The following is a 25,759-nucleotide window of genomic DNA, read 5'->3' as shown; positions in this document are numbered from 1 at the left end:
ACTAACGTACCTGTCGCTGTCTGGCCGGATCGTTTCGGAAAATGGCCAGTAGCACATATACGATCAGTGTAGCCAATACACCGCAGACGACTGCCAGCGTGCAGGCTCCTGTTAAATATTGAAATAAATTCTGTTTAATGATATCCAGTGACAGATTGGTACTGAAAGGCAGTAACAAGCTTCCATCTTTCACCCATATCCTGCCGGTGGCAAAGCTGGCGAAGATCACAAAAGGGATCATCGGTGGCAGACTGATATGACAGGACATGAACACCAGCGCCTTGTTCAGTCTGAACAATACTGCCAATGCCATGGCTGTTACCATCTGGAAACCCCAGATAGGCACAATACCCATGAATATGCCAAAACCGATAGAGATGGCTTTCCTGAAATTGGATTCTTCTTTATTCAGCACATGGTCATACCACATACTGCGCCAGTTCTCTGCCTTCAGCAGATAGCGGATGAAGTCCCTTGGTTTGATATACAGAAAAGCAATTGTCACCAATACTGTATTCAGGACGCTGATACGGGAAAAATCCCGGAAGGGGCGGAAATGGGAGACCCTTTCATCCGCAGGCGGATAATATACTTTTATTGGTGCCCAGTCTATTTTAATGCCTTTCCATGCACTACGTACCAGCACCTCTATTTCGAATTCGTATTTGGTACACCAGAAGCGCATTTTGCGCATGGCATATACCGGATACAGGCGATAGCCGGACTGTGTATCCGGTCCTTTCAGCCCTGTTTCCACATAGAACCAGAAGTTGGAAAATTTATTGGCGAAGGTATTCTTGCCCGGCATGTTCTCCTGTTGCAGATTACGTGCTCCGATGACAATTGCCTTTTGTTCTGTTTCCAGTTTTTCCAGCATCACCGGCAGATCAGACGCGAAATGTTGTCCGTCGGCATCTATCGTGATCACATAATCATATCCTTGTTCCACCGCATAGCGGAAACCGCGACGCAAGGCAATGCCCTTTCCTCTGTTAGGCGTGTATTCCACACGCTGTATCTGAGGAAAAGTATCCAGGATATCGGCAGTTTCGTCGGTGCTGCCATCGTTTACGACAATGACATGGGAAGTATAAGAAAGTACGTCTCTTATAACGGATTCCAGCGTTTTGGCATTGTTGTAGGTCGGCACCAGTACAGCCGCTTTCCGGGCAGTGAACTGATCATTATATTTTGCGGTATCGGTCATTATGCTTCAACAAATGTTCCCTGGAATTTCATAAAAGTGATTTCCTCATATTTCAGAGAAGCTGTCACCTTTATTTCACCTTCCTGTAATTTGTACTGAACAGCCGCTTCCACACGCGGGTGTGAATTTGGATCAATCATATTCAGGAACTTCATATTGGCTGCTTTCTTCAGTATTACTTTCTTTTGCAGCATTCCTTCCAGTAGTTCCTGCACTGTTTGCATCATGCAGACACCCGGTACTACAGGACGTCCCGGAAAGTGACCTTCAAATACAGGATGCGCTGCATTCCATAAGATCTGGTAAATACCCGCGTCTGCTGTAATCTGCGTCTGCTCAGCTGTATATAATTTTCCTGCTAACATTATTTCTGTACGCGTTGTAGTGAAATATTAAACTTAAAGCCCTGATGACGGATATTGATCGTATCCGGCACACCGGCTGTATAATGTTCCATCCATACCTTTACCACCGGCTTGCGTCTGGATGATTTTTCAATTCTTTCCAGCCGCTGACAGGCAGTATCTGTAATATAATAGTTGTTGCCTTTTTCCGTCGGCACTACTACATAGTGATAATTACTGTCCTGCTTTACAGTAGCCCTGCTAAGATCAGGGCGCAACAGTACCAGTTCAAAATCACCACGCAGCGTTTTTACTACTGCCTTTTTATCCATTTTGTCCAGCATGTAATGTTTTACAAAACCGCCGTCCTTTGTGAATTCAAAATCAAAAAACTTAAAGCCCATCTCATTGGCAAACACCACCCGTAAACTACTATCGGGCATCTGCTTAAAGAAGAGCAAACCGCTGAGGTGATGTTTTAACACGTCTACCTGCGTGCTGTATAATGTATTTGTAAACTGCGGACGGAACTTTGTGATACATTGTACGTCAGCATTGGTCTGCTGCAGATTTTTATATGCAGAAGAACAACCTGACAACAGACCTGTCAACAGTATACTACTTAACAGCAAAGACCGCATCGGCAATATTTACATTCATTTGTTTATGCAGGAAGCTGATACTGGTATCATCCCCACCGGCTTCATACATTTCAATCTTTGATACGGAATAATCCTTCTTGTCCACCAATAGATGAATAGACTTGAAATACTGAGACAGCGCTTTATTCACCGGCGTCATCTCGAGCAGATAAGATTGTCCGTTTTCCAATACACGGGTATTGAAATCTGCGTTATTCACAATATTCCCCTGCACACAGTCAATGGTGATCTTGTTGATCTGTTCAAACAGTTTATTGCCTTTGGTAGAAACACGGTTCTCTTTTTGTCCGTCCTTTACCTTGATATCTTTTCCATTCATCACCAACAGATAGTAAGAAGGCTGTGCATATTCCATCCGCACTTTATTCTCTTTTTTGAACCAGAACTTCCCTTTGGAAGTGATCTTATCTGCCAGCATGCTGAGATTCTTTTCCTGTACAAAATCACACTGTATAGACTGTGTCGCCTGCGAAGCCTTTGCAAACTGTTGTTTGAAAGCGGCTACATCAGCCACCGGTTTAAAACCGGTCTGCGCCATCATCGGCAGGGCACTCACGATACAACCCAATATCAAAAGCCATCTACGCATAAGCAGGTATGTTTAACAATTTGTCAATTCGTTCTATTGTGTATCCTTCCTTCTTCAGATGTTGTAACAACTCAGGTAGTACCTGTGCGGTCACTTCCATTGAGTCATGCATTAACAACACTGCTCCGGGGCGGATACCTTTCTTTATTCTGGCCAGCAGCTCTTCTTTATCTTTCGCCACTGTATCCAATGAGCGGATATTCCAGCCGATGGGTGTGTACCCACCTCTGCTGATTGCTTTCGCCAGATTAGGATTGGTTACACCATATGGCGGACGGAAAAGCCGGGGACGTTTTCCTGTAACATTTTCCACTGTTGTATCCATCTGTTGCAGTTCTGTCAGCATTTTCGCCGGACCAAACATATCAAACCAGAAATGATGAGAAAAACTGTGGTTACCGATTACATGTCCCTCCGCATCTATACGACGCAATAAAGCCTCTCTTCCCCCTATACGGTCTCCGATACAGAAAAAAGCAGCCGGTGCCTGTTCCTGTCTGAGAATATCCAGAATAACAGGTGTATATGCCTCCAGCGGGCCATCGTCAAACGTAATAGCGATCTTTTTCTCCTGTGTATCAGCAGCACATATTACCGGAACGTAAAAACCAGATCCGACATTGCAGGCTCCCCAAACCAGAGCGCCCACATAAGGGACAGGTAATAACAGGAACACCCACCACGGTAATGTCAGCCAGAGATTGTGTACCAGCAGTGCAACTGCCAGCAGCACGAACAGGCCGATATTTGCAATACGGTGTGTCAGCATGCGGTTAACAGGATCAGCGAATGATGCGTTTGCTTGTAATGATTGTAAATCAATACTTTCTTAATCTTTGTCGGCGTTGTACCGCGGTACATGGCAGCCGCAGCTACCTGCTGTTCTGCAATTGCTTTTGCGCCCAGCCACATACCAAAAGAAGCCGCAGTAGGATATTCACCACAGAGGTGCTTAAAGCAGGCTACGGGTTTACCGGCCAATGCATTATCCTCCATATGCTCATACCACTCGTCTCCGCTGGTATCACCATTACGGCCATTGATTAGCAGACTGACTTCATCTTCGCTGCAATTGTGCGCAGCCAGAAAAGCAGCTATATCGGCCGCAATTTCAGCTTTCCCTGCCGGTTTGTACAATGTAGTCACCCCGGTCAGTTTAGCCCTTGTATTCGCTCCTTTTTCGGTTCCCAGTACAAAGCAGGCTGCCCCCTCTCCCGCTACGGTACCAGCGGTCTGGCTATGCAACAGAGATGCGGGTGTAACAGGTTCTTTTTTATACAGGTCGAAACGGGAAAGTATATTAAAACTATGATTGGTCAGTTCGTCCATTGCACCCGTCAGGATACTCTTTGAACGTCCTTCCTTCAGTATCATCAGTGCATCCAGCAAGGCGCTTTCAAAAGAAAAGCCTTTATGCACAAATGTGTTGTTATAACCATGACAGCCCAACATCAATGCGATCTGTCCGGCCACAGTATTATGGGTGGATTGGATGAACGCTGTAGGCGTCAGCATCTCCTCCTGCTGATTGATCATTTTTGAGAGGAACACCCCGGTATCATCCAGACAACCATAAGCAGTACCGGTGATGATGGCATCGGGTTTCTGTATGCCTGCTTCCTGCAGACTAAGCTGTGCCGCGGCCACGCCCATTTTGATCACACGACTCATACGGCGTATCAGCTTCACATCTATCCACTGTTTGTAATCAGGCTCGTTTGCTTTCAGACGCGCACCTTCCCAGGGAAGTACATTCTCTGGAAATGTTCCGCCCTGCGCAGTTTCCTGCGGTGATACACAACCGGTTCCTTGTATATAGATGTTCATATTTTACGATTGCGCGCTTTTTGAAAATACCAGACTGGAACAGTTACCCCCAAAACCAAAGGAATTGGACATCACGTGCTGCAGCTTATTTCCTGTACTGAATTGTGTTACCGGCGCGAACGGCAGTTCTTTCATCTGCTTGCTGAAATTAGCATTCGGATAGATAATACCTTCTTTCACTGCCCACGATGAGAATACAGCTTCAATACCACCGCTGGCACCTAATGTATGGCCGGTAAAGGACTTGGTACTGCTTACCGGCGGATAATGTGGTTCGAACAGACGGGCAATTGCCGATCCTTCTGCCACATCATTATTCTGAGTGCCTGTACCATGCAGATTGATATAACTGACATCTTCCGGTTTGATACCACTCATTTCCATAGCGCCTTGCATGGCGAGGAAATTACCGATACCGTCCGGAGAAGAGGCCGTCTGGTGATAAGCGTCATTTGCATTCGCATAGCCGCTCAATCTGCACCAGGGTGTTTTACCTACAGGCATTTCAGCGGCCAGTGCATCACTTACCAATACTACATATCCGGCGCCTTCTCCCAGATTCAACCCGGTACGGGTATCATCAAAAGGGCGACAGGCTGCCTGATCCAGAATCATCAGTGTATTGAAACCGTTCAGAGTGAAACGGGTCAGTGCATCGGTACCACCGGCAATGACCACATCTACCATATTATTTTTAATCAGTCTTGCTCCATACATCAGTGCATTGGCACCGGAGGAACAGGCTGTACTGATCGTTGATATATGATGACGGATGCCCATCGCATCAGCCACCAGCTCAGTAATAGCACCACATTCGTGGTGTAATACCTGACTGAGATGACCTTTGGAATTATCCTGCAGATATTCCGCAAAGAACTCTTCCGTCTTGTCCATACCACCTACTGTATTCGCAGAAATAAACCCTACGCGATACTGACGGATATCTCCCAGTCCTGTACTCCGCCAGGCTTCTTCTGCTGCCACACGGCTCAGCAATGCGGTACGGCTGATCTTAGCCGGCATCTTCGTCCATTCTGCCAGCGTTTCGTTGGAAGCTTTTACTTCCACAACCGGAAATGTATGGCGGTGTACGGAGTGCAGATACTCCATATGGGCCATACCCGGCTCCATATGTTTGAATGCGTGCAGGCATTCAGACAGATTATTGCCTATACCGCAAATAACGCCGCCTCCGGCAATCCATACATCACTATGCATTATTTATTGGTTTGGTGCGCGGTAATGAATGCTGCGATCGTACGCACGGAATAAAATATTTCCGGGCCCTGTTCCGGATTAGCAATGCGGATGCCATACTGCTGTTGCAGCAACACAATGATCTCCAGCGCATCGATAGAGTCCAGCCCTAATCCATCTTTGAATAAAGGTTGGTCATCTCCGATCTCTTCAGGTTTTACTTCCTGCAGGTTCAGTTGCTCTACGATCTGGGCTTTCAGCGCCGCCATCAAATTTTCCATGATTATGTATTACGCGATAATGATTTAAATACTAATTGTTTTCTGCAGATTGTCAGCGTTGAATACGACACTGCTACCACTGCGCTCTATCCTGAACAGGAATATATCGTACACAGGTCCCATCACTTCCACCCACCCACAGATACAGGCCGCAATAGCTTCTTCTGCAAATAACTGACCGACATAAGCGCTCATTAAACCTGCATCAAAAGTATCAGCGGTAAAAAAGGCGTTTTCTCCTTTAAAACCGTGACGGATGCTGATTTCCCCCATGACGATATTGGACAGTGTGTATACAAATAACGCCGGACTGGCAATATCCTTTACGGTGTCAAAGTAACGCAGGTCTGTATCCAGACTGGCGCTTCTGTTAGCCAGTACCAGTCCGACCTTTTCAGCCGGATAGTTCAACGGCTGTTCTTTCAGCAGCACTTCTGTTGCCAGCCAGCCCAATTTACTCAACGGATCCATCTTGTGAAATTTAGGATACTGACCCGAAAAGTGATCGTATCCGCCACGCAGAAATTCAGGCAGTTCCTGTTCCTGTGGCGCTTCCCACAACAATGTGCCATCTCTGTACACCCGGTTGTTCCGGATCACACAACTACCCGTTATATATGCCTCGCCGTTATGCAAACTACTTGTCCTGTTTTAAGATTTCTGTTAATTCAATGGTACGTGCCAGTCGCTTCAGTGCTGTATCGTGGTTCTGCACATAAGGATTGCTCATATCCCATACGTATCCCGCCAGTACAGAACAGATCTGATTCTTTACATCCGGACGTTTCTCGTCAGAGAAGAAGATCTTATCCAGAGTACCATCGTACCATGCCATTACATAGGAGCGGAAAGTATTCACACCCTGCATGGTTGGCTCCATATATTCCTTTTCCCAGTTTACCGCTTCTCCTTTCAGTTTGCGGATCACCAGCTTTGCTGCTGTCTGTGAAGAAACACAGGCCAAAGTTACGCCGGATGAGAAAATAGGATCGAGGAATTCAGTTACGTTACCCGTCAATACAAATCCATCCCCGTAGAACTTATCAGTAGTGGCTGACCACGATTCCAGTACGCGTGGCTCAAACACAAATTCCACATCGCGGAAACGCTCTCTGGTAAATGGTTCTGCTTCCAGCATCGCCCTGTATTTTTCTTCCTGCGTACCCGGGAAACTGTCAAAGAAAGACGGATCGCCCACGAAACCCACAGAAGTAACCCCTGTTGAGAACGGAATGATCCAGATCCAGGTACCTGGCTGATGCACTACTGCTGTAATACGGTTCGGTTCATCTGCCATGGAACGACGTTCATCTACTGTATGTGCAAACAACGCTTTACGCGGCTGTAATACAGAGTTTTTTTCCAGATTGAACAGACGGGGTATCACCCTGCCATAGCCGCTGCCGTCTACAATGAAACGTGCTTCGATCTCGCTTTTATTACCATTGATATCTTCCACAGTTGTTACAGAATCCGATCCGTTGAACCGGATATCTGTCACAGTCGTTTCATAAGACACAGGCACACCCATTGATTCTACCGTATCCGCCAGTGTCTTGTCGAAATCAGCCCTTGTCACCTGCCAGGTCCAGTTCCAGCCTTCGGTATGTTGTTCTTTGAAGGTAAAGTCACAAACTTTATCCCCTTTTACGAACTTGGCGCCAAACTTCTCCTGAAAACCTTTCGCCTTGATCGCATCGATGAATTTTGCTTCTTCAAGCGCTTCCATACTGCGGGGCAAAAGACTTTCTCCGATCACGAAGCGCGGAAATTTCAACTTTTCCACAATCTTCACGGAATAACCCGCCTGATGAATAATTGATGCCGCTACCGTTCCTGCGGGACCTGCACCGATCACTAATACATCTACCTTTTCTGTAGTCATGGGATATGTTGTGTTACATGGATTATTTTTTCTTACACTTCAGCAGTGTATAGCTCAGCCCCATCTCGTTGTTTTCTTCTATGATCTGCAGTCCTGCATCGTCAATACATTTGAAGAAATCATCGGTATGGTACATCTGGCTGTTACCGTTAGCCATTGCGGTGAAGTACAACGAAGTCTGCTGCAGGGAAAAAGCTGCTGCTTTAAAACGCTGTCTGTTCCAGAAAGGCTCCAGAATATAGATGGTACCTGTTTCTGTCAGCGCGTCTCCGCAACGTTTCAGGATAGATACGATCTGTTCTTCTGAGAAGCAGTCGAGGAACTGGCTCATCCAGATAGCGTCAAATCCTGATGGGAAAGGCAGGCTTTCATCAAGGATATTTGCTTCATGGAAAGAGACGCGGTCAGCTACACCGGCGTCCTTTGCTCTTTGTGCTGCGATAGCAATCTCGCCGGGCAGGTCGAACATTGTCACCTGTACTTCCTTATCATAGGCTGTGCAGGCTAATGTCCATTTACCTGTATTACCACCGATATCCAGCAGTCTGCGGGGTTTATTTTCAAATACGATCGGCAATGCCTGTGGGAATGCCAGATCGGAGTAATAGTGATCAAAGTCGAACCAGCTTTTTCCTATTTCAGGAGGCAGCAATGGTAATCCCGGATAGATGGTATCCCATGGGCCGAGTTCTTTCAGACCTGCGGGTTTTCCTTCCTTCAGACTTTCCTGCAGATGATTCATACCGAGATAGCAGATATCCTGGGAGAAGTCCATGTTGATGCGGGTCAGTCTGTCATGCAGGATAAAATAACCTGTCTTGGTCAGAATGTATTTTTTGTCTTTGATGATCAGCAGTTCGATACCCAGACCTGCTTCCAGCAACACACGTACAGCATAACGGGACATAGGTACTTTTTCAAGCACCTCTTCGATCGTCAGCCCTGTTTGTCCGGCGTCACTGATAGCCTGCAGGATGCCCATATCACGTAATGCACGGGTGGCCTGAAATGCTATTGGTGCGAAGGCCAGTCTTAAAGCTGCTTCCTGCGCCTGTAGTGCTGTTTTCGTCTCTTTAGTAAAAAACTCCATTCTGAATTAAGATTAGATTATTTCGAAAATATCATGGCTGCATTACAACCGCCAAAACCTGATACAGTTTTCAGGAAATGCTGCATAGGTCTGCTGCTGATCTGGCTGCTCACCTTTACCGGATGAGGCACTCCCAGCGAGCGGAAACCCAGCGTAGGTATCACTACCTGTTGCTGTAATGCATGCATGCCGATTACCGCTTCTATCAGTCCGGCAGCGCCCAGTGTATGCCCGTAATAGCCTTTCAGACTATTGACCGGCACGTCCAGCAGTCCTGCGAGGTGCAGTGCTTTGGATTCCATTTCATCATTGTACAGAGTAGCGGTACCATGTGCTGAAACAAATCCGATATCTGCCGGTGTGAGTCCGGAACCTTTCATCGCCTGTTGCATGGCTGTACTCAACTCAGCACCCGTGCGGGATGGTCCGGAAATGTGGTTGGCATCATTACTCACCGCTCCTGCTCCGACACGGATGGCATTCGGGGTGACATATGCCTGATCACTGGTAAGGATCACAGTAGCTGCGCCTTCTCCCAGTGTTACACCTTTACGTTCTGCATCAAATGGCCGGCATGGCTCACTGCTGACAGCCTGAAACGATTGAAAACCGGATAATACAAACCGGGTTACCACATCTGCTCCTGTGACTACTGCATGATCATAACGGCCTGAAAGTATCAGCCTTCTGGCTGTTAAAATAGCCAGCAACCCTGAGATACAGGCGTTGCTGACTACAATCGGATCTTCTTTGTAATTAAAATATTGCGCAACTTTTTTTGCCGTAGCGAACAGCTCCATTTCCTGCAAAGGCGCATCTGCAGGGTTTTCCTGCTGTTCCAGCAATTCGATATTCCCCTTTGTGGTAGATACGATGAAAGCTGTGCGGCCATTGCTGATGTCAATAGATGTTCTATCCAGTGCATTCTGTACTGACAGGATTAACAGCTGTTCGAACTTTGTGTACTGCTCCAGACTTTCGTCATGCCAGCTGCTCTCCAGCTGACCTTCCGCCATCATGGCTGCATAGAATGGCCCTGCGGACATGGCAGGATCGTCGTGCAGACTGATACCACTCTGTCCGTTGCTGACATTCGCAAAGTTTTCTTCTGTCGTTCTGCCCAGCGGAGATAAAATATTATCCGCCACTACGTACACACTTTTCATCTTTTCACATTATTAGGAGGAAGTACCTGTCCGTGATCGGCTTTCCATTTTTCGAAAAACGGAGGAATGGTCAGTTGCAGGGAAGATGTGGGGACATCCAGAAATACCTGTACCGAACTACCATCAGCTACCAGTTCGCCTGTTACAAAATTGTACAGTTTATACTCGAACCTGATCTTCGCAGCAGCTGTATTTACATAGGTAGTTTCAACAATTACACGATCTCCATAACGAAGAGAACGTTTGTAATTGCATTGCACATTCACAACCGGAACGGTGTATCCTTCCTTATAAATATCGAGGTATCTCAGCCCGTATTTTTCACCGAAAGCTTCCCTCCCGTCCTCAAAATAACGAACATAATGTCCATGCCATACGATCCCCAGCGGGTCCGCTTCATTGAACTTCACAAGTATATTCGCACTCTCGGTCAATACAAGGCTCATTCTTCTTTATTTTTCCTGATTAGTTAGCCATCTGCCAGTGCTGGCTATCGGCTGCAGCTACTTTTGTATCAGCAGTAGCTGTTGATTTCGATTTCCACTCTTTATATCTTCCATGGTCAATGGAATTGAGTACTTTATAGATCGTATAAGCCCAGTAGTTACGGAATCCGAAACCCTGTGCCTTACCGGTAATACGTTCTGACAGCAACACTTTTTTAGTAGACAGATCGATCAGAGTAGCATATACGTATGCTTCCTTGTTCGTTTTGCTCATACCATCCATGATGAATACCAGTCCGATACCTTTTTTACCGGAAAGGTCATATTTCTTCACATGTTTTTCGATATCAGCAGTCGTTAATCCCTTTGTCACATCACCCACAGCGTCTGTTTTGATCTTATCAGGGCTAACCGCAGCATTTACTTTTTTAACAGCTTCCAGTGAGTTGGTCACACTGGGACGTCTGAAAGTACCCGCTACATCATACTTTTTAGATTCTACAACGATCACAGAGTTGATTGGTTCGAACTTATTCACAATCTCATCGCCTGTAGCTGTTTCTCCTTCTACTTTGGTAGCAGAGAAGTCAACACCGAGATAAGTTAAAGGAGTTGATTCATCGCCGAAAAAGTCTTTCAGGGTCTGAGCATGGCTGTTACCTGCGGAGAGGCATACGGCAACCAGCGCAAAGCTTGCCAGCAGGCATTTCTTTAAGGTGGTCATTTACAAATGGATTTTTATGGGTTTATGAAAATTTTAAGCTCACATTGCGCCATTACTTTTCCGTCGAGGGTCACTTTGGCGGCTACCATAGTTGCGTTGAACACCTGACTTTGTATTTCAGTAGTGGTTTCAATAAAGGCACCCGCCGGTGGGAATCCGAACACTTCGAAATCTTTTACTGCGCCGATAAAACCGATCGGAACAGGTGTATTTTCCTGTTGAGCGATGTATCCTACACGGGCGGCGGCGGTCTGTGCCATGTTCTCCAACAATCCCGGTGATTGCAACACGCCATCTTCCACAAAAATATTATCGGCCGCAATCTGCAGGCCGGTACGGGTAATGGCATCCTTTACTTCCAATATGCCACTGATCATCACGATTGGCGGACGCTGCGGAATATATGCTGTAATGTTGTCGGTATGGATGAACATAAATACTTTATTTTTCTTCCGGTATTGACCAGAAATCGTAATAATTAAACCATTGCTCAGGATATTTCTTCACCATGACTTCCAGTTCCTGTACAAAATCCTGCACAGCATTTTCTACCCCCTGCCGGCGACGGCCATGATATTCCCTTGGCTGTGTAGCATACAGGTGATAATGCGTATTCGTCTCCTTAAAAGCAAACACCATCGATACCGGTACCCTGAATGTAGACGCCAGCAGAAAAGGTCCTGCCGGAAAACGGGCATCTGCCCCCATAAAGGGAACAGTTACTGTTTTATTGCCTTCGAGGAACCTGTCGGCATGCATACATACCAGTTCCTTGTTACTCAATGCGTCATTGATGGCGTAAATGTGCGACAAATCATCCTTAATAACAATAATATTCACATTACGTTCTCCTGTAACGGATGAAAGGTATTTTTTTATGCGCTCATGCTCGCCATCAAACATGACAATATTGATACGGGTCTCAAGACGACGGAACAAATGCCCCGCTACTTCCCAGTTTCCAAGGTGCGCACTGAGCATAATACCGCCTTTACCTGCGGAGGTAATCTCCCGCAGGTACTTTTCCCCTTCAAATTCAAAGGTGAACTTATTACTGATGCCGGACATGACAACGACCTTATCAATAAGTACCTGACCGAAAACATAGTAGTTCCGGTAAAGACTTATCAGGGAATGCCACCAACCATATCCGACCCTGGTTTTAAAGTAGTGAAAAATGGGGCGTGAGGAGCTGTAGGAGAACAAAAAATAGTACGCGGCTACAAACCTTAATAATATATAAGCAGGCAGTACGCCTCCATAACGCAACGTCCCGATAAAAATACTGTACCCCAGCTTATTTCCTTTGGATTTCCCCTCCCAGGAAGACATTATACCAGTTCCTTTTGTTTGATACGATCAGCCACGTAGTCATAAAAGTTCTGGAATGTGGCTATACTCTGGAAATCCTCCGGATTTACTTTAAATCCAAAGTTGTTTTCAATAACTACCACCAGATCAATATAGTCAAGGCTATCCAGATCAAGGGTAGCTTTAAGATTGGCATCAGGCGTAATCTTGTCCCCATCCGCTTCAAATTCCTCTACCAGGAATGCATTCGTGATTTTTATGATTTCTTGTTTGTCCATATCAGTGTAACTCTAGGATATAGGTTGAGCTATATTCGTTGTTATTCAGAAAATAATAATTCGCTTTAGATTGGCTGTTAATCCGGACTAATGCTTCTTTCAATGTGGCCTTCCTATAAATCGTTCACCTGATCAACCTTCCTTGCGACTGTTTTTTAGTCCCTCAAAGGTAAAAATATCCGGGCAGATATTAAATATTGCCTGTTTTTGTGGTATAAAAGTGTTGACAGTTAATTACTTACTTCATCCATTTCCTGACAATGAGAGAGGAATTCGTACCCCCAAAGCCAAAAGAATTAGACAAAAATATATTAAAATCTTTATTAATAGTCGTACTGTTTATATTTAAGCGGGCAGCCGCGCCATCCGGATTCTCCAGATTAATGTTCGGCGCAATAAACCCATTTTGCATCATGAGCATTGAATAAACAATCTCACTGGCACCTGCCATCCAGCATTCATGTCCCGTCATAGACTTTGTAGAACTTACGTACGGTTTAGAATCGCCGAATACCTGATCAATCGCAGCCGCTTCACTGGCATCGCCTGCCGGAGTGCTGGTTGCATGGGCGTTGATATATTCGATATCCTTCGCCTGCAATCCTGCATCCTGTAATGCTATTTGCAAGGAACGTGCCGGTCCTTCAATGGTCGGGTTAGAAATGTGTGCGCCATTGGAAGAAAACCCGTAACCGATTACTTCTCCCAGTATAGTAGCCCCTCTGCGCTGTGCAGATTCCAGACTTTCCAATATCACCGTAGCCGCTCCCCCACTCGGTACCAGTCCATCACGGTCACGGTCAAACGGACGACTCGCCTTTGACGGATCTCCCTCTCTTACAGAAAATGCGGCGATACCATCGAAATTACCCATAGAGTAAATATTGATCTCCTGAGCGCCTCCGCATACAACGCAATCCTGCATGCCATTACGGATAAACATATATCCGAGTCCGATAGCATGTGACCCGCTCGCACAGGCCGCACTCACGCTGAAGTTAATGCCTCTCAGTTTGAAGATCGTGGCGAGGTTCATATTTACAGTAGAGTTCATGGTCTGGAACACAGAACCGGAACCTACCAGCATCGTATCTTTCTTCTCCCGCATGATGTCATTCGCCTCAATCACCGGTTTGGAAGAACTATCGTTACCAAACAATAATCCAACCTCCGTTTTCTCTATGTAATCAGGATCAATATTTGCCTGTGCCATCGCCTCACGGGTACTCATATAAGCAAACTCCGCCTGCTCCGGCATCATCGTGCGGGCGCGGCGGTCAAGTACTCCCTTCAGGTCAGGACGATCTACAAAACCTGTCAGACCGGAACGATAGCCAAAAGCTTTTCTGGCCGGATCCAGAATAATACCAGATTTACCCTGATATAATGAATCTCTTACGTCGTTCAGGTTCTTGCCAATACAGGAATATATTCCCAATCCTGTTATCACAACTCTGTTCATGCGAATCTATTTGAATCAGGAATTATCAATTAAGAATGAAGGATTAACCCACAATCATCCAGCCGCTGCATTCAATGCTTACATGTTAATTGTTAATGCCTGATTGAATCAAGTATAAAGTCCTCCGTTGATTGACAACACCTCTCCTGTTATATAAGAAGATGCTTTGGAGGCAAAGAATGCAACAGCTTCTGCTACTTCTTCCGGTGTACCGAAACGGTTCATCGGCACCTGCGCAGCCAGTTCCTTTTCATTCAGCTCGGCTGTCATATCCGTTTTGATAAAACCGGGCGCCACTGCATTGACAGTCACCCCACGTTTGGCCACTTCCTGTGCCAGTGCTTTGGTAGCACCAATCACACCTGCTTTTGCAGCAGAGTAGTTGGTCTGACCGGGCAGACCTTTAATACCTGAAAGCGACACAATATTGATGATGCGTCCATAACGCTTCATCAACATGCTGTTCACTACCTGTTTGGTCACATTGAAGAAACCATCCAGACTAATGTTCAGCACATTTCTCCACTGTTCTGCATTCATCCAGAACAGCAGATTATCTTCACGGATACCAGCGTTATTCACCAGTACCTCGATCTGCTTTTCTTTATTATTTTCTATCCAGCTGCCTAAGACTGCCACTACTTCCTCATTGTTACCCACATTGAATTGCAGTAACTCTCCATCGCTTCCTTTTGCTCTTACCGCTTCCAATGTTTCGTTGGCAGCAGCTTCATTTCCCTTATAGTTGATCAGTACATAGTACCCCAACTCCGCCATCTTCACGCATATTGCCCTGCCTATACCTCTGGAGCCACCTGTTATTAAAGCACATTTCATCCGTTAATTGTTTTAGTAGGTTTACCACACGATAGCTGGATCATGCTGTAACAGGTATTCCTTGATCTTTTTAGCGTCTTTATACTTAGGACTGTCCTCGATAAATTTAGGGAAAATTGCCCTTACTTCGCTGTAAATACGGTGTGAGAAAGACGACAGTCGCTCGTGACAGTTCAGGTAGTCAACAGCCTGCAACATCGTCATCACCTGGATCGCCAATACTTCGTAAGCATTCTCAATCACACGGTTAGTCATCAATGCGGCATTACAACCCATACTCACAATATCCTGATTATCATTATTGTTAGGGATACTGTGTACATACATCGGGAAAGAAAGCGTCTGATTCTCCGCTACAGTAGAGGTAGCGGTGAACTGAATACCCTGCATACCGAAATTCAGTCCCAGTTTACCAAGGTTCATGAACGGCGGGAATTTGTGGTTCAGCTTATCATTCATCAGGTAGTTCAGCTGTCTTTCAGACAACATTGAAAGCTTGGTAATGGCGATCTTCACTTTATCCATTTCCAGAGAGATATAATCTCCATGGAAATTACCACCATGGAATACATTCTCCTGATGGTGATCCACTACCGGGTTATCACTCACGGAATTCAGCTCCTGTACCACGATCTGCTCTGCATGTACGAGGGTATCATAGATAGGCCCCAGTACCTGTGGCACACAACGCAGGGAGTAGTATTCCTGTACTTTATCTTTAAAAATCTCTTCTTCCAGTTCTTTATAGAAATGATCAGGACGGTGTCTGATCATCTTGCTGTCTTGCAGAATATTGCGCATGGCAGCAGCGACCTTATTCTGTCCTTCATGACGCTTTACAGCGTTCAGTTCTTTGGACAGGTGGTCATCAAATGCTTCCACCACTTCGTTGATCATGGATGACAGGATACAGCTCCAGCCCAACAGTTTTTTTGCTTCGATGATATTTACAAGAGCAACACCCGTCATAGCAGATGTACCATTGATAACGGCCAGTCCTTCACGAACATGCACGCCCATTGGCTTCAGACCCAATTGTAAAAATACCTCTGCAGTAGGACGGACCTTATCTTCATATACCACTTCGCCTTCTCCGATCAGCACCAGCGCCAGATGGGCCAGCTGTACCAGATCACCGCTGGCTCCTACGCCACCGTGTTCACACACACATGGATAAACATCTTTGTTGATCAGGTCTTTGAGCAGATTTACCACCTCAGGATGCACACCGGAATGTGCCTGCATAAAGCTGCTGAGACGGGCGATCATAAGACCTTTTGTTAACAGGGGCGACATAAACTTGCCGGCACCTGAACTATGGCTGCGAATAAGATTGTATTGTAACTGGTGCGTATCGCTTTCGCTGATGCGGTACTGTGCCATCGGACCAAAGCCGGTATTGATACCATAAATCAGCTTTTTGGCCGCAAATGTCTTCAAAAACTCAAAGTTCTCAGCTACCTGCTGTAAAGCGGCTTCCTCCAGGCTCAACTCCTCCCCATCAAATAACACGCGGTACACTTCGTCCAGTGAAAGCACCTTACTTCCTAAAACAACCATTATCTTAAATTAAATTATTTGATTATGTAAAAAAGTGCTCAAAATTAGCAAAAAACAATTACGAATCACAAACGGTGAACTACGTAATTTATAAGCATGATAAACCTACGTATTTTGCCCATTTACAATTCGTAACCAATGCGTTCTCCAATTATGGTATGTGTGATCAGCCTTCTTCAATATCTTCTTCCGGTGCCTCAACCAGTACTTTATCAATACGGTGGGCATCCATATCGACGATTTCAAAGGTAAATCCTCTCCAGGCAAACTTTTCCCCGATTTTAGGGATGTGCTCCTGATGATGAAGGATAAAACCAGCCATCGTATCAAATTCCTGTTCAAATTCTCCCATCCAGTCTTCCTTGTCAAATTTGCTCAGAAAGTCATAGAAAGGAATCTGCCCATCTACCAGATAGGAACCATCTTCCCTGCGAACGATCTCATAATCATCATCCTGTCCCGTTTCCGGCATATCGCCCACAATTGCTTCCAGAATATCATTCAGGGTGATCATTCCCAGAAATGTGCCGTATTCATCAACGATAAAGGCAGCATGAATCTGTGTTTCCTTGAATTTTTCCAGTACCTGATATGCGGAGTTATTTTCGGGTACAAAGAGAGGTTTTTTCATGATAGGACCAAGTGCATGCATATTATCAGCAGCAGCCATATACAGGTCCTTGATAGAAATAATACCCCTGATATTATCAATTTCGTCATCACAGACAGGATATACGGAGTGCGGACTCTCGAATATCTTGCTGCGGATAATCTCTCTCGGATCATTCACATCCAGCCATACTATGTCTGTACGGTGGGTCATCAGTGAAGTGATATTCCTGTCTCCCAGATGAAATACACGCTCAATGATCTCCTGCTCAGTCTCTTCAATAGCACCCGAGGTAGCACCTTCGTTGATCAGCGCCTTGATCTCCTCCTCTGTGGCATTGTTATCCACAGTCGGCTTCAGATTGAAAATATTCACCAGAAAATTGGTAAAAATGGTCAGCAGCCAGATAAACGGATAGGTGACCATTGCCACCCATTTCATCGGACCAGCTACCTGACGGGCCACGGATTCGGGCCGCAGGATACCCAGACGTTTGGGTACCAGCTCTCCTATTACCAATGTAAAATAGGTCACTACCACCACAATAATGGTGATGGCAATACCATCGCTATATGCGCTTATCTGTGGATAACCGGAAATATAAGACGCCAGGTCCGGCTTGAGGCTGATACCTGATAAAACGCCTATTAAAATGCTGATAAGTGTGATACCTACCTGGACAGTGGAAAGAAACCTGTCCGGATTACTGGCCAGCTTGAGTGCGGCCTTTGCCTTTTCATCCCCTCTATTGGCCAGATATTCGAGCCTTGCTTTACGAGCGTATTCCATGGCAATCTCTGACATTGAGAATAAGCCATTTAGTAGAATAAGGATGAGGATAATGACGACGACTTCCATGTTTAAAAGCCTAAAAATAAAGAATTATTCAAATATTAAGGTAAGAAATGCTAAAACCAGACCTCCCGCTATGGCCAGTACCTTCCGGTAGCTGAGCTCATGGTGTTTGGTGCCGCTTTCATAAAAAATGGTGGTGGAAATGTGCAAAAAGGCCCCTATTACCAGCGCCACAATATAGGCGGTAAAACTGGAAATAAATGCTGAATGCGCCCCCAATTCTGACGCCAGTAATGCCGCTGCCGGTGTTACCAGTGAGAACAGTATCAGGATCCGCCAGAGTTTTGGTGCCCTCTGGTGTGCGTGTACCATCACCGTGATCAGTGTAAAGGCCTCCGGCAGTTTGTGTGCCGCTACCCCGATTACCAGCGAGGACAGTGCTGCCTGATCATGAAAACGGAATCCCAAAGGAATTCCTTCCATAAAGGCGTGTATAGACAATCCCAGCAGCAGCGGCGCCAGATGCACATGCTGATGCTTGTCCGTCGGAACATGGGTATGCCCGTGCTCCGTACCGTGTGACAACGTCTGCAGAGCTACCTGCAGGAAAAAGCCCAGTACTATATAGATACCGGCCTGATGGCCCAATTCGTGATACACTTCCGGCAACAGGTGCATGATAGTGATTCCGAACAGACAGGCGCCGGTAAATGCCAGCATATAAATGGGGAAATTAGGGTTTACCCGTTTTACCACCATTGGAATAAGGCCCCCGCCTAAGGTAGCCAGTAATACAATTAATAAAAAGATCCAGTTCATGTTGCTAATTCAGGTTCCAGTCTGATACGCCGTTGGAAAAAACTGCCACTCATGCTTCCGAGGAAGAGCCCCAACAGGCCGCCGCCCAATACATCCAACGGATAATGAACGCCCACATAGACCTGTGCGTAACAGATCACAGCAGCCCAGACAAAAAACATAGCGGCAAACCATTTAGAGAGATGCCTGAAAGTGAAGAAACAAAAAGTGCCCACAGCAAAGTGATTGGCTGCATGGGAAGAGGTAAAACTACCGCTACCCGGACAGTACACTACCAATACTCTTACGAAATGCTGCATTAAAGGATCACGGCAGGGTCTTAACCTTCCTACCGCCTCCTTGATAAACAAACTGGACTGGTCTGCCAGACCGAAAGTGATCAGGAAAAAGACGATCCACCAGAATCCTTTCCATCCGTAATTGATCGTTACAAACAACAACAGGAAAAGGTACAGCGGCGCCCACACATAAGGTTCTCTTAACCAGGGTATAATAGCGTCCAGTACAGGATGCTGCCATACATTGTTAATATGAAAGAATAGTTTGTAATCCAGTCTAAGCAGTCGTTCCAGCATGGCTATTGTTTTGCAGCAATGATGATCAGTCTTGGCGAATGCTGTTCATCGTAACTATTAAAATGATAGTCTCCAAAGATATCCGTTATCTGTAAACCCTGACGGGCAAACATCTCTTCAAAGTCTGACAGCGTAAAAGCGCTTACATTCTCGGTAAATGTCGTCCGTTGTAATCTGGCCCGGTCCAGTATATTGATCTGCTTCTGGAATTTGCCATCGTTCATCTCCCGCACAATATCAAATACCACATCGCCTTTCTCTTTGACTTCATTTGGCACCAGATTAGCCGCCACATAAGGACTGTTCAGGTAGTCCAGTACCAGTCTCCCGCCCGGTTTCAAAGCGTTTTTCATTGTCCGCAACGCATTCTCATTTTCACGTGCGGTATCAAAATAACCAAAGCTGGTAAAAAAGTTAAATACAATATCAAAATAGTTCACCCGGAATGGCAGACGCATGTCATGCTGAAAAAAGCTGAGATGGTCATTTTCCAGTTTCTTTGCGATGTTAATACTGCGGATTGAAAGATCAATCCCTGTTACAGTATACCCTTTGGATGCCAGATAACTGGAATGACGGCCGGTACCACAGGCCACATCCAGCATGGTCGCATTAGCAGGCGGACGTAAATAATGCAGGAGCTTGTCGATGAATGCTGCTGCTTCCGCTGTATCCCTGTTGCTATATAACAGATGATAATAAGGAGAATTGAACCAGTCTTTAAACCAATGTTTTTGTATTTCCACTGCTAATTCATTAAAAACTTCCATGATCAGATGAACGCCCCAAAGCTCTATTTTTTATTGTTAAACATCAAATATCGGGTGCTTTCGTAAAAAGCCCGCGTTAAATTATCAAGTGCTTTGGCCGTATCCGGATATTGTTGCTTCACATCTTTCAGCGGATCCCCCTGCATATCATACAGAAAGGACTTCTGCGTGTAGGTATTGATCTCATATTGATAGCGCTGACCAATCAGTGAAATATGTGTCTGAAGATTCTTTAAATAAGTCGCAAAGGCATAACGGTTGGTAAGGGTGGTATCCAGCATGTCCTGTCCAAGCGTGTAGTTTTTGAATGACACACCAGCCAGTTTCGCCATCGTCGGATAAATATCCACCAGACTCACGGCATAGTTCACCACCTGTGGTTTCACTAAAGCCGGACAGTAAATAAAGCAGGCAGCATGTACCCCACCGCTGATCAGCTCATATTCCGGTGTCGGCATAAAATGATACGGATTCAGCGTACAGTTATGATCACCAAACATGATAAAAATAGTATTATCAAGATATCCGCCTTTCTTTGCCAGTTCCATCAGATGACCAACATTGTAGTCTTCATAACGGATCGCATTAAACTGCTCTATTGATACAAAACCAGCCTTTTTGAATTTCTCCATGTCAATGTCCTTCTCCGTCACCTTCCTGAAATCACCTCTTCCCTTTGTAGTGGTATATGGCGGGTGATTGTCTGCCAGCTGAAGAAATGCTACAAAAGGTTTCTGGCGTTTATTGGCATCCCGGAAGATCTCATCCGCTTCTGTAATCAGGTCAAAATCAGATACTCCCCAGACGTCTGCCTTGGGAGCCTTATAATAGCCTTCCTCAAAAATCCGGATACCTTCAACATTGTTGGTAAATACCGCCCTGATGTTTGCCCAGTTCGTATTTCCTCCCAGCAGATACAGTTTCTCATACCCCTGAAACTGATCCATTACCACCCGCTGGTCCACCATCTGCGGATGGCGGGAAGCTGTTTTCGTCAGGGTAATATCCGGCAATCCCGTTGTTACGCCATACACTGTTCTCGCCGTGCTGATCGCAGGTACAAAGAAATTATTGAAAAGAATACCGCTGTCCGCCAGTTGTTTCATATTAGGCGTCGGCATCATCGGGTTATTATACATACTGGTAACGGCTGCACCGGTTGATTCCAGCATCACCAATACCACATTCATTTTTTTACCATCCCTGCCGGGTATACTCCGTACAAAATCCAGTTTATCCACATCTGGCCGGTCTACCTTCAGATAATCTGCCATGACAGGATAGAACTCTTTTGTCTTTGGGATATCGTAAGAGTCCTTTTGTACGGACATATTGGATACATAATATAATACCGGATTCAAAGCCAGACTGGTAACACCGTTATCTTTTGTAAACATTGCCTGACTCCAGCGCAGTGGGAAATAAGCAATATTCGCATAGATACCTGCGGCAAACAGGATCACCATAGATGCGAGCCAACCTGTATATTTCCAGTTACCCAGTTTTACCGCCGGTTCTTTTCCCATCCGATAGTAAGAACGGGTAAACTGTATCGTAATCAGGAAAAGAAACAGACCGATGCCAATCAGGGTACGTACCACCGGGTAGCTCTGCCATAACATCCGCGCATTATCTGCACGTTCGCCATAGGCCAGAAAACGCGTCACAGTCGGATCCATACGCAATCCCAGATAAGCATAGTGGCCCAGGTCAAACACATAACCAAAGGTCATGACAAGGTATACCACAAAAAGGTATACGAACAAGGGTCTGCGGATAGCTCCTTTTGTGAAAAAATGATTTCGGGCAATAAAAGCGGTAAGTAAGATGGGTACCCCCAGTATCAGGGCCAGTCGCATATCGAACTTTAACCCAAGACTCCAGGCTTTCAGGATAGGTGCGCTGCCTGTGACAGTAGTCTTAAAGAAGAAAAGAAAGAAAACCAGGCGGAAAACGACCATGAACAGGTACAGGAATAAGACTTGAACGATCACATACCGAATATACCTGGGTATACTCTTCCATAAATATTTCATGTAAACGTAGCTGTTGATTAATTTGACATGCAAAAGTATGCTAAACTGCGGCATTAAAGAAAAACGGTCCAAAGTTTCCTAACCCCTATATAATTAGCCTACATTAAAACTTTAACACATTCTTTTATTTTAATATGTCACTATCAGACAGTGCAATACATTTAATTCATTTGTTCTTTGCTGATTGTAATTTTATATTTGCCCTTCCTTTAAAAATTGAAATTCGTGGCACTGATCAAATCGATTTCTGGTATTCGCGGAACCATCGGAGGTAAACCTGGAGAAGGCCTCTCCCCTCTTGATGTCGTAAAGTTCACAGCAGCATTCGGCACCTGGCTACTTAAACAATCTGACAACAAAAAAGTAGTAATCGGACGTGATGGCCGCATTTCGGGAGAAATGGTGAAGCAACTCGTCGTAGCTACTTTGAACGGATTGGGCCTGGACGTAGTGGACCTTGGCCTTTCCACTACTCCTACTGTTGAGATTGCGGTAACAGCGGAGCAGGCTGCAGGTGGTATTATCCTTACCGCCAGCCACAATCCTAAAGAATGGAATGCGCTAAAACTGCTGAACGCTGATGGCGAATTTATTTCCGGAGAAGATGGTGCTATTATACTCGACCTTGCCGCCCGCGAAGATTTTACCTTCGCAGATGTCAATAAACTCGGTTCCTACAGACAGGACGACACTTACATGCAGAAGCACATCGATATGGTGCTGAACTATCCACTGGTTGACGTTGAAGCTATCAAAGCACGCAACTTCAAGATCGTGGTAGATGCTGTCAATTCAACCGGCGCTATCTTCGTGCCGGCCCTGCTGAAAGCGCTTGGTGTGGAAGATATCACCGTACTGTTCGAAGAAGTGAACGGCCGTTTCAGTCACAATCCGGAACCTCTTCCGGAAAACCTGACTGCTTTAAGCAATGAGGTTAACAAAGCAGATGCCGACATGGGTATCGCTGTTGACCCGGACGTAGACCGCCTTTGCTTTGTATGCGAAGATGGCAATATGTTTGGCGAAGAATATACCCTCGTAGCAGTAGCTGATTATGTACTCAAAACCAGAAAAGGTAACACCGTTTCCAACCTGTCGTCCACACAGGCCCTGAAAGACGTTACCCTGAAAAATGGCGGCGAATATCACCCATCCGCAGTAGGAGAAGTGAATGTAGTACGCAAAATGAAAGAAGTTAACGCTGTGATCGGCGGTGAAGGTAATGGTGGTATCATCGTTCCCGACCTGCATTATGGCCGCGACGCACTAATTGGTATCGGCCTGTTCCTGAGCCATGTGGCACTGAGTAAAAAGAACCTGAAAGCCCTCCGCAATAGCTACCCTGATTATTTCATCTCTAAAAATAAAATAGAGCTGGATAAGGGTGTTGATGTGGTTACCATCTTCGACAAGATCAGAGGTAAATACAAAAACCAGCCGATCAATATCGAAGACGGACTGAAAATAGAGTTCGACCGGGATTGGGTACATTTACGTACTTCCAATACGGAACCGATTATCCGCATTTACGCAGAAAGTCAGAATGAAACGACCGCTGATAACATCGCTAAACGTATCATGCAGGATATTCGTGAGTTTATGCACTAATAATCAACTGATTAAATAACAAAAGGGCTGGCCGGAAGTATACCACTTACAGTCAGCCCTTTTACTTTTATTACAGATCAAGTCCACCTCATATCCGGATCAAGTCCACCTTAAGTCCACCTTTAATTCAGGTTAACGCCGTCTCACATTCCCCTACTTATCACGTTCCTCACCTGTTCTTCTTTATCCTATAGTCATCCTTCGTTGATGCTACGTTTAAAACGTAGCATCAACGAAGGATGACTATAGGATGACTATTATATAGCCAAAGACTCGCCCCTGCTACATTTATTTTTTTTCTCCTATATCAGTACACCGGGATCTGAATAATTTTCCATATCAGGGTACAAACATACTTTCCGGATGTAAACTCAATATTAATTCCCGGCGGATGGGTTGTAGAGATATCCGTACCGCTGATCATCACAATAATGTCATGTAGCATATTACATTGGGCTTATTTTCTAAAAAAGTCAGACATTTGTGACCGCCAACGGCATTTTTTTATCAAAAACCACCATCACTTGAAAAGAATTTATTTTGATAATGCAGCCACCACGGCGCTGGATAAAGAAGTGCTGGATGTGATGCTGCCCTATCTTACAGAGAAGTTCGGAAATCCATCCTCGATCTATTCCTACGGCCGTGAAAGCAGACTGGCCATCGAAAACGCACGTAAATCCGTAGCCAAAATCCTGAACGCGCATCCGGGAGAGATCTTCTTTACTTCCGGCGGTACTGAGAGTACCAACACGACCGTGAGTGCGGCCATACACAACCTGGGCTGCCGCCACATTATCTCTTCTGAAATCGAGCACCATGCTACGCTTCACTCTGTAGAGCATGCGCATTCGAAAGAAAAGATCAAGCTGAGCAATGTACGTCTGCTGCCAAACGGTCACGTGGACATGGAGCATCTCCGGGAATTACTGGCTAATTCTCCTGAACGTTGTCTGGTAAGCCTGATGCATGCCAACAACGAAATCGGTAACCTGCTGGATATGCATGCTGTAGGTAACCTGTGTAAGGAGTTTGATGCAATCTTCCATTCTGACACCGTTCAGACGGTAGGCCACTATCCATTTGACCTGCGTAATACGCCGGTACACTTCATTAATGGTTCTTCGCACAAATTCAACGGTCCTAAAGGTGTGGGTATTCTTTACGTCAATGAGAATGTGAAGATATCTCCGTTCATCCATGGGGGCTCACAGGAACGTAACATGCGTGCCGGTACGGAGAACGTATATGGTATCGTTGGTTTTGCGAAAGCACTGGAACTCGCTACAGAGCATATGGAAGCGCACAGCAAACATATCAATGATCTGCGTATGTACATGATGGATGAGCTGAAAAAGCATATTCCTGAGGTGGGATACAATGGAGATCTGTATGGACGCAGTCTGTATACGGTATTGAACGTCTCCTTCCCTAAAACTGAGAAGAGTGAAATGTTGCTGTTCAATCTGGATATCAATGGTATCTGCGCTTCCGGCGGCAGTGCCTGTACATCCGGTGCGGATGCAGGTTCTCACGTGATCCGCGCCATCAACAGCGATCCTAACAGAATTGCTGTACGTTTCTCTTTTGGTAAGGATAATACTACTGAAGAAATAGATACGGTGATCGCTAAACTGAAAGAGATCATCTAAGCGGTCCGCAAAAGAATATTCATAAATA

General features: G+C 45.5%; 27 protein-coding genes. 2 read left to right on the top strand and 25 right to left on the bottom strand.

The window, feature by feature from the left end:
- Window position 1 precedes the first annotated feature (1 nt).
- The 25 genes from FEF09_RS08095 to FEF09_RS07975 all read right to left on the bottom strand — a co-directional run bounded on the left by FEF09_RS08095 (window position 2) and on the right by FEF09_RS07975 (window position 22,429).
- Window positions 2-1,207: a DUF2062 domain-containing protein gene (locus FEF09_RS08095; protein WP_146304637.1), complete on the bottom strand. Its 1,206-nt coding sequence runs from the start codon at window positions 1,205-1,207 to the stop codon at window positions 2-4.
- Entirely contained in the window at window positions 1,207-1,572 is a 366-nt protein-coding gene (locus FEF09_RS08090) for a 3-hydroxyacyl-ACP dehydratase (RefSeq protein ID WP_146304636.1), read from the bottom strand. Before FEF09_RS08090 ends, FEF09_RS08095 begins: the two co-directional genes overlap by 1 nt.
- The gene (locus tag FEF09_RS08085; protein ID WP_146304635.1) at window positions 1,572-2,192 is read right to left on the bottom strand and encodes a hypothetical protein; all 621 of its coding nucleotides are present in this window, start codon (window positions 2,190-2,192) and stop codon (window positions 1,572-1,574) included. The genes FEF09_RS08090 and FEF09_RS08085 overlap by 1 nt, the downstream gene beginning before the upstream one ends.
- The gene (locus tag FEF09_RS08080) at window positions 2,170-2,802 is read right to left on the bottom strand and encodes an outer membrane lipoprotein carrier protein LolA (protein WP_089808977.1); all 633 of its coding nucleotides are present in this window, start codon (window positions 2,800-2,802) and stop codon (window positions 2,170-2,172) included. The genes FEF09_RS08085 and FEF09_RS08080 overlap by 23 nt, the downstream gene beginning before the upstream one ends.
- Window positions 2,795-3,571, bottom strand: coding sequence for a polysaccharide deacetylase family protein (locus FEF09_RS08075; RefSeq protein WP_146304634.1), 777 nt, complete (start codon window positions 3,569-3,571; stop codon window positions 2,795-2,797). Before FEF09_RS08075 ends, FEF09_RS08080 begins: the two co-directional genes overlap by 8 nt.
- Window positions 3,565-4,629, bottom strand: coding sequence for a beta-ketoacyl synthase N-terminal-like domain-containing protein (locus FEF09_RS08070; RefSeq protein WP_146304633.1), 1,065 nt, complete (start codon window positions 4,627-4,629; stop codon window positions 3,565-3,567). Before FEF09_RS08070 ends, FEF09_RS08075 begins: the two co-directional genes overlap by 7 nt.
- 3 nt (window positions 4,630-4,632) lie before the next feature.
- Window positions 4,633-5,847 (bottom strand): beta-ketoacyl-[acyl-carrier-protein] synthase family protein, encoded by a 1,215-nt coding sequence (locus FEF09_RS08065; protein ID WP_146304632.1) that lies wholly within the window; start codon window positions 5,845-5,847, stop codon window positions 4,633-4,635.
- Window positions 5,847-6,107: a phosphopantetheine-binding protein gene (locus FEF09_RS08060; RefSeq protein ID WP_146304631.1), complete on the bottom strand. Its 261-nt coding sequence runs from the start codon at window positions 6,105-6,107 to the stop codon at window positions 5,847-5,849. The genes FEF09_RS08065 and FEF09_RS08060 overlap by 1 nt, the downstream gene beginning before the upstream one ends.
- Window positions 6,108-6,131: 24 nt before the next feature.
- Window positions 6,132-6,743, bottom strand: a complete 612-nt coding sequence (locus FEF09_RS08055) for a hypothetical protein (RefSeq protein ID WP_146304630.1) — start codon at window positions 6,741-6,743, stop codon at window positions 6,132-6,134.
- A gap of 1 nt (window position 6,744) precedes the next feature.
- Window positions 6,745-7,992, bottom strand: a complete 1,248-nt coding sequence (locus tag FEF09_RS08050) for an NAD(P)/FAD-dependent oxidoreductase (protein ID WP_146304629.1) — start codon at window positions 7,990-7,992, stop codon at window positions 6,745-6,747.
- 22 nt (window positions 7,993-8,014) lie between these two features.
- Window positions 8,015-9,082 carry a methyltransferase gene (locus FEF09_RS08045; RefSeq protein WP_146304628.1) on the bottom strand — a complete coding sequence of 356 codons (1,068 nt, stop codon included), beginning with the start codon at window positions 9,080-9,082 and terminating at the stop codon, window positions 8,015-8,017.
- Window positions 9,083-9,099: 17 nt separating this feature from the next.
- Window positions 9,100-10,248, bottom strand: a complete 1,149-nt coding sequence (locus FEF09_RS08040) for a beta-ketoacyl-[acyl-carrier-protein] synthase family protein (protein WP_146304627.1) — start codon at window positions 10,246-10,248, stop codon at window positions 9,100-9,102.
- Entirely contained in the window at window positions 10,245-10,694 is a 450-nt protein-coding gene (locus FEF09_RS08035; RefSeq protein ID WP_146304626.1) for an acyl-CoA thioesterase, read from the bottom strand. Before FEF09_RS08035 ends, FEF09_RS08040 begins: the two co-directional genes overlap by 4 nt.
- A gap of 19 nt (window positions 10,695-10,713) precedes the next feature.
- Window positions 10,714-11,418 (bottom strand): hypothetical protein, encoded by a 705-nt coding sequence (locus FEF09_RS08030; RefSeq protein WP_146304625.1) that lies wholly within the window; start codon window positions 11,416-11,418, stop codon window positions 10,714-10,716.
- A gap of 14 nt (window positions 11,419-11,432) precedes the next feature.
- Window positions 11,433-11,852, bottom strand: coding sequence for a 3-hydroxyacyl-ACP dehydratase (locus FEF09_RS08025; protein WP_146304624.1), 420 nt, complete (start codon window positions 11,850-11,852; stop codon window positions 11,433-11,435).
- Between the two features lie 7 nt (window positions 11,853-11,859).
- Window positions 11,860-12,750 (bottom strand): lipid A biosynthesis acyltransferase, encoded by an 891-nt coding sequence (locus FEF09_RS08020; protein WP_146304623.1) that lies wholly within the window; start codon window positions 12,748-12,750, stop codon window positions 11,860-11,862.
- A complete protein-coding gene (locus FEF09_RS08015) occupies window positions 12,750-13,007 on the bottom strand; it encodes an acyl carrier protein (protein ID WP_146304622.1) in 258 nt (85 codons plus the stop codon). Before FEF09_RS08015 ends, FEF09_RS08020 begins: the two co-directional genes overlap by 1 nt.
- 238 nt (window positions 13,008-13,245) lie before the next feature.
- Window positions 13,246-14,469, bottom strand: a complete 1,224-nt coding sequence (locus tag FEF09_RS08010) for a beta-ketoacyl-[acyl-carrier-protein] synthase family protein (protein WP_146304621.1) — start codon at window positions 14,467-14,469, stop codon at window positions 13,246-13,248.
- A gap of 108 nt (window positions 14,470-14,577) precedes the next feature.
- A complete protein-coding gene (fabG, locus tag FEF09_RS08005; RefSeq protein ID WP_146304620.1) occupies window positions 14,578-15,306 on the bottom strand; it encodes a 3-oxoacyl-ACP reductase FabG in 729 nt (242 codons plus the stop codon).
- A 21-nt stretch (window positions 15,307-15,327) separates the two neighbouring features.
- The gene (gene hutH / locus FEF09_RS08000) at window positions 15,328-16,866 is read right to left on the bottom strand and encodes a histidine ammonia-lyase (protein ID WP_146304619.1); all 1,539 of its coding nucleotides are present in this window, start codon (window positions 16,864-16,866) and stop codon (window positions 15,328-15,330) included.
- Window positions 16,867-17,032: 166 nt separating this feature from the next.
- Window positions 17,033-18,334, bottom strand: a complete 1,302-nt coding sequence (locus tag FEF09_RS07995) for a hemolysin family protein (protein ID WP_146304618.1) — start codon at window positions 18,332-18,334, stop codon at window positions 17,033-17,035.
- 24 nt (window positions 18,335-18,358) lie between these two features.
- On the bottom strand, window positions 18,359-19,090 hold the full coding sequence (locus tag FEF09_RS07990) for a ZIP family metal transporter (protein WP_146304617.1): 732 nt from the start codon (window positions 19,088-19,090) through the stop codon (window positions 18,359-18,361).
- Window positions 19,087-19,665 (bottom strand): phosphatase PAP2 family protein, encoded by a 579-nt coding sequence (locus FEF09_RS07985; protein ID WP_146304616.1) that lies wholly within the window; start codon window positions 19,663-19,665, stop codon window positions 19,087-19,089. The genes FEF09_RS07990 and FEF09_RS07985 overlap by 4 nt, the downstream gene beginning before the upstream one ends.
- 2 nt (window positions 19,666-19,667) lie before the next feature.
- Window positions 19,668-20,411, bottom strand: a complete 744-nt coding sequence (locus FEF09_RS07980; RefSeq protein WP_261387389.1) for a class I SAM-dependent methyltransferase — start codon at window positions 20,409-20,411, stop codon at window positions 19,668-19,670.
- Between the two features lie 47 nt (window positions 20,412-20,458).
- Complete coding sequence (locus tag FEF09_RS07975; RefSeq protein ID WP_186774239.1) at window positions 20,459-22,429, bottom strand: LTA synthase family protein; 1,971 nt, start codon at window positions 22,427-22,429, stop codon at window positions 20,459-20,461.
- 267 nt (window positions 22,430-22,696) lie between these two features.
- Here FEF09_RS07975 and glmM point away from each other — a divergent pair, with 267 nt between their 5' ends.
- Together glmM and FEF09_RS07965 are read left to right on the top strand one after the other, a co-directional pair.
- The gene (gene glmM, locus FEF09_RS07970; protein WP_146304613.1) at window positions 22,697-24,079 is read left to right on the top strand and encodes a phosphoglucosamine mutase; all 1,383 of its coding nucleotides are present in this window, start codon (window positions 22,697-22,699) and stop codon (window positions 24,077-24,079) included.
- A gap of 524 nt (window positions 24,080-24,603) precedes the next feature.
- Entirely contained in the window at window positions 24,604-25,731 is a 1,128-nt protein-coding gene (locus FEF09_RS07965) for a cysteine desulfurase family protein (protein WP_146304612.1), read from the top strand.
- Window positions 25,732-25,759: the final 28 nt, after the last annotated feature.

The organism is Chitinophaga pinensis (genome assembly GCF_007896845.1).
Taxonomy (GTDB): domain Bacteria; phylum Bacteroidota; class Bacteroidia; order Chitinophagales; family Chitinophagaceae; genus Chitinophaga; species Chitinophaga pinensis_C.
The sequence above is the reverse complement of the archived record's forward strand: the minus strand, read 5'-3'. Positions and strand labels throughout refer to the sequence as shown.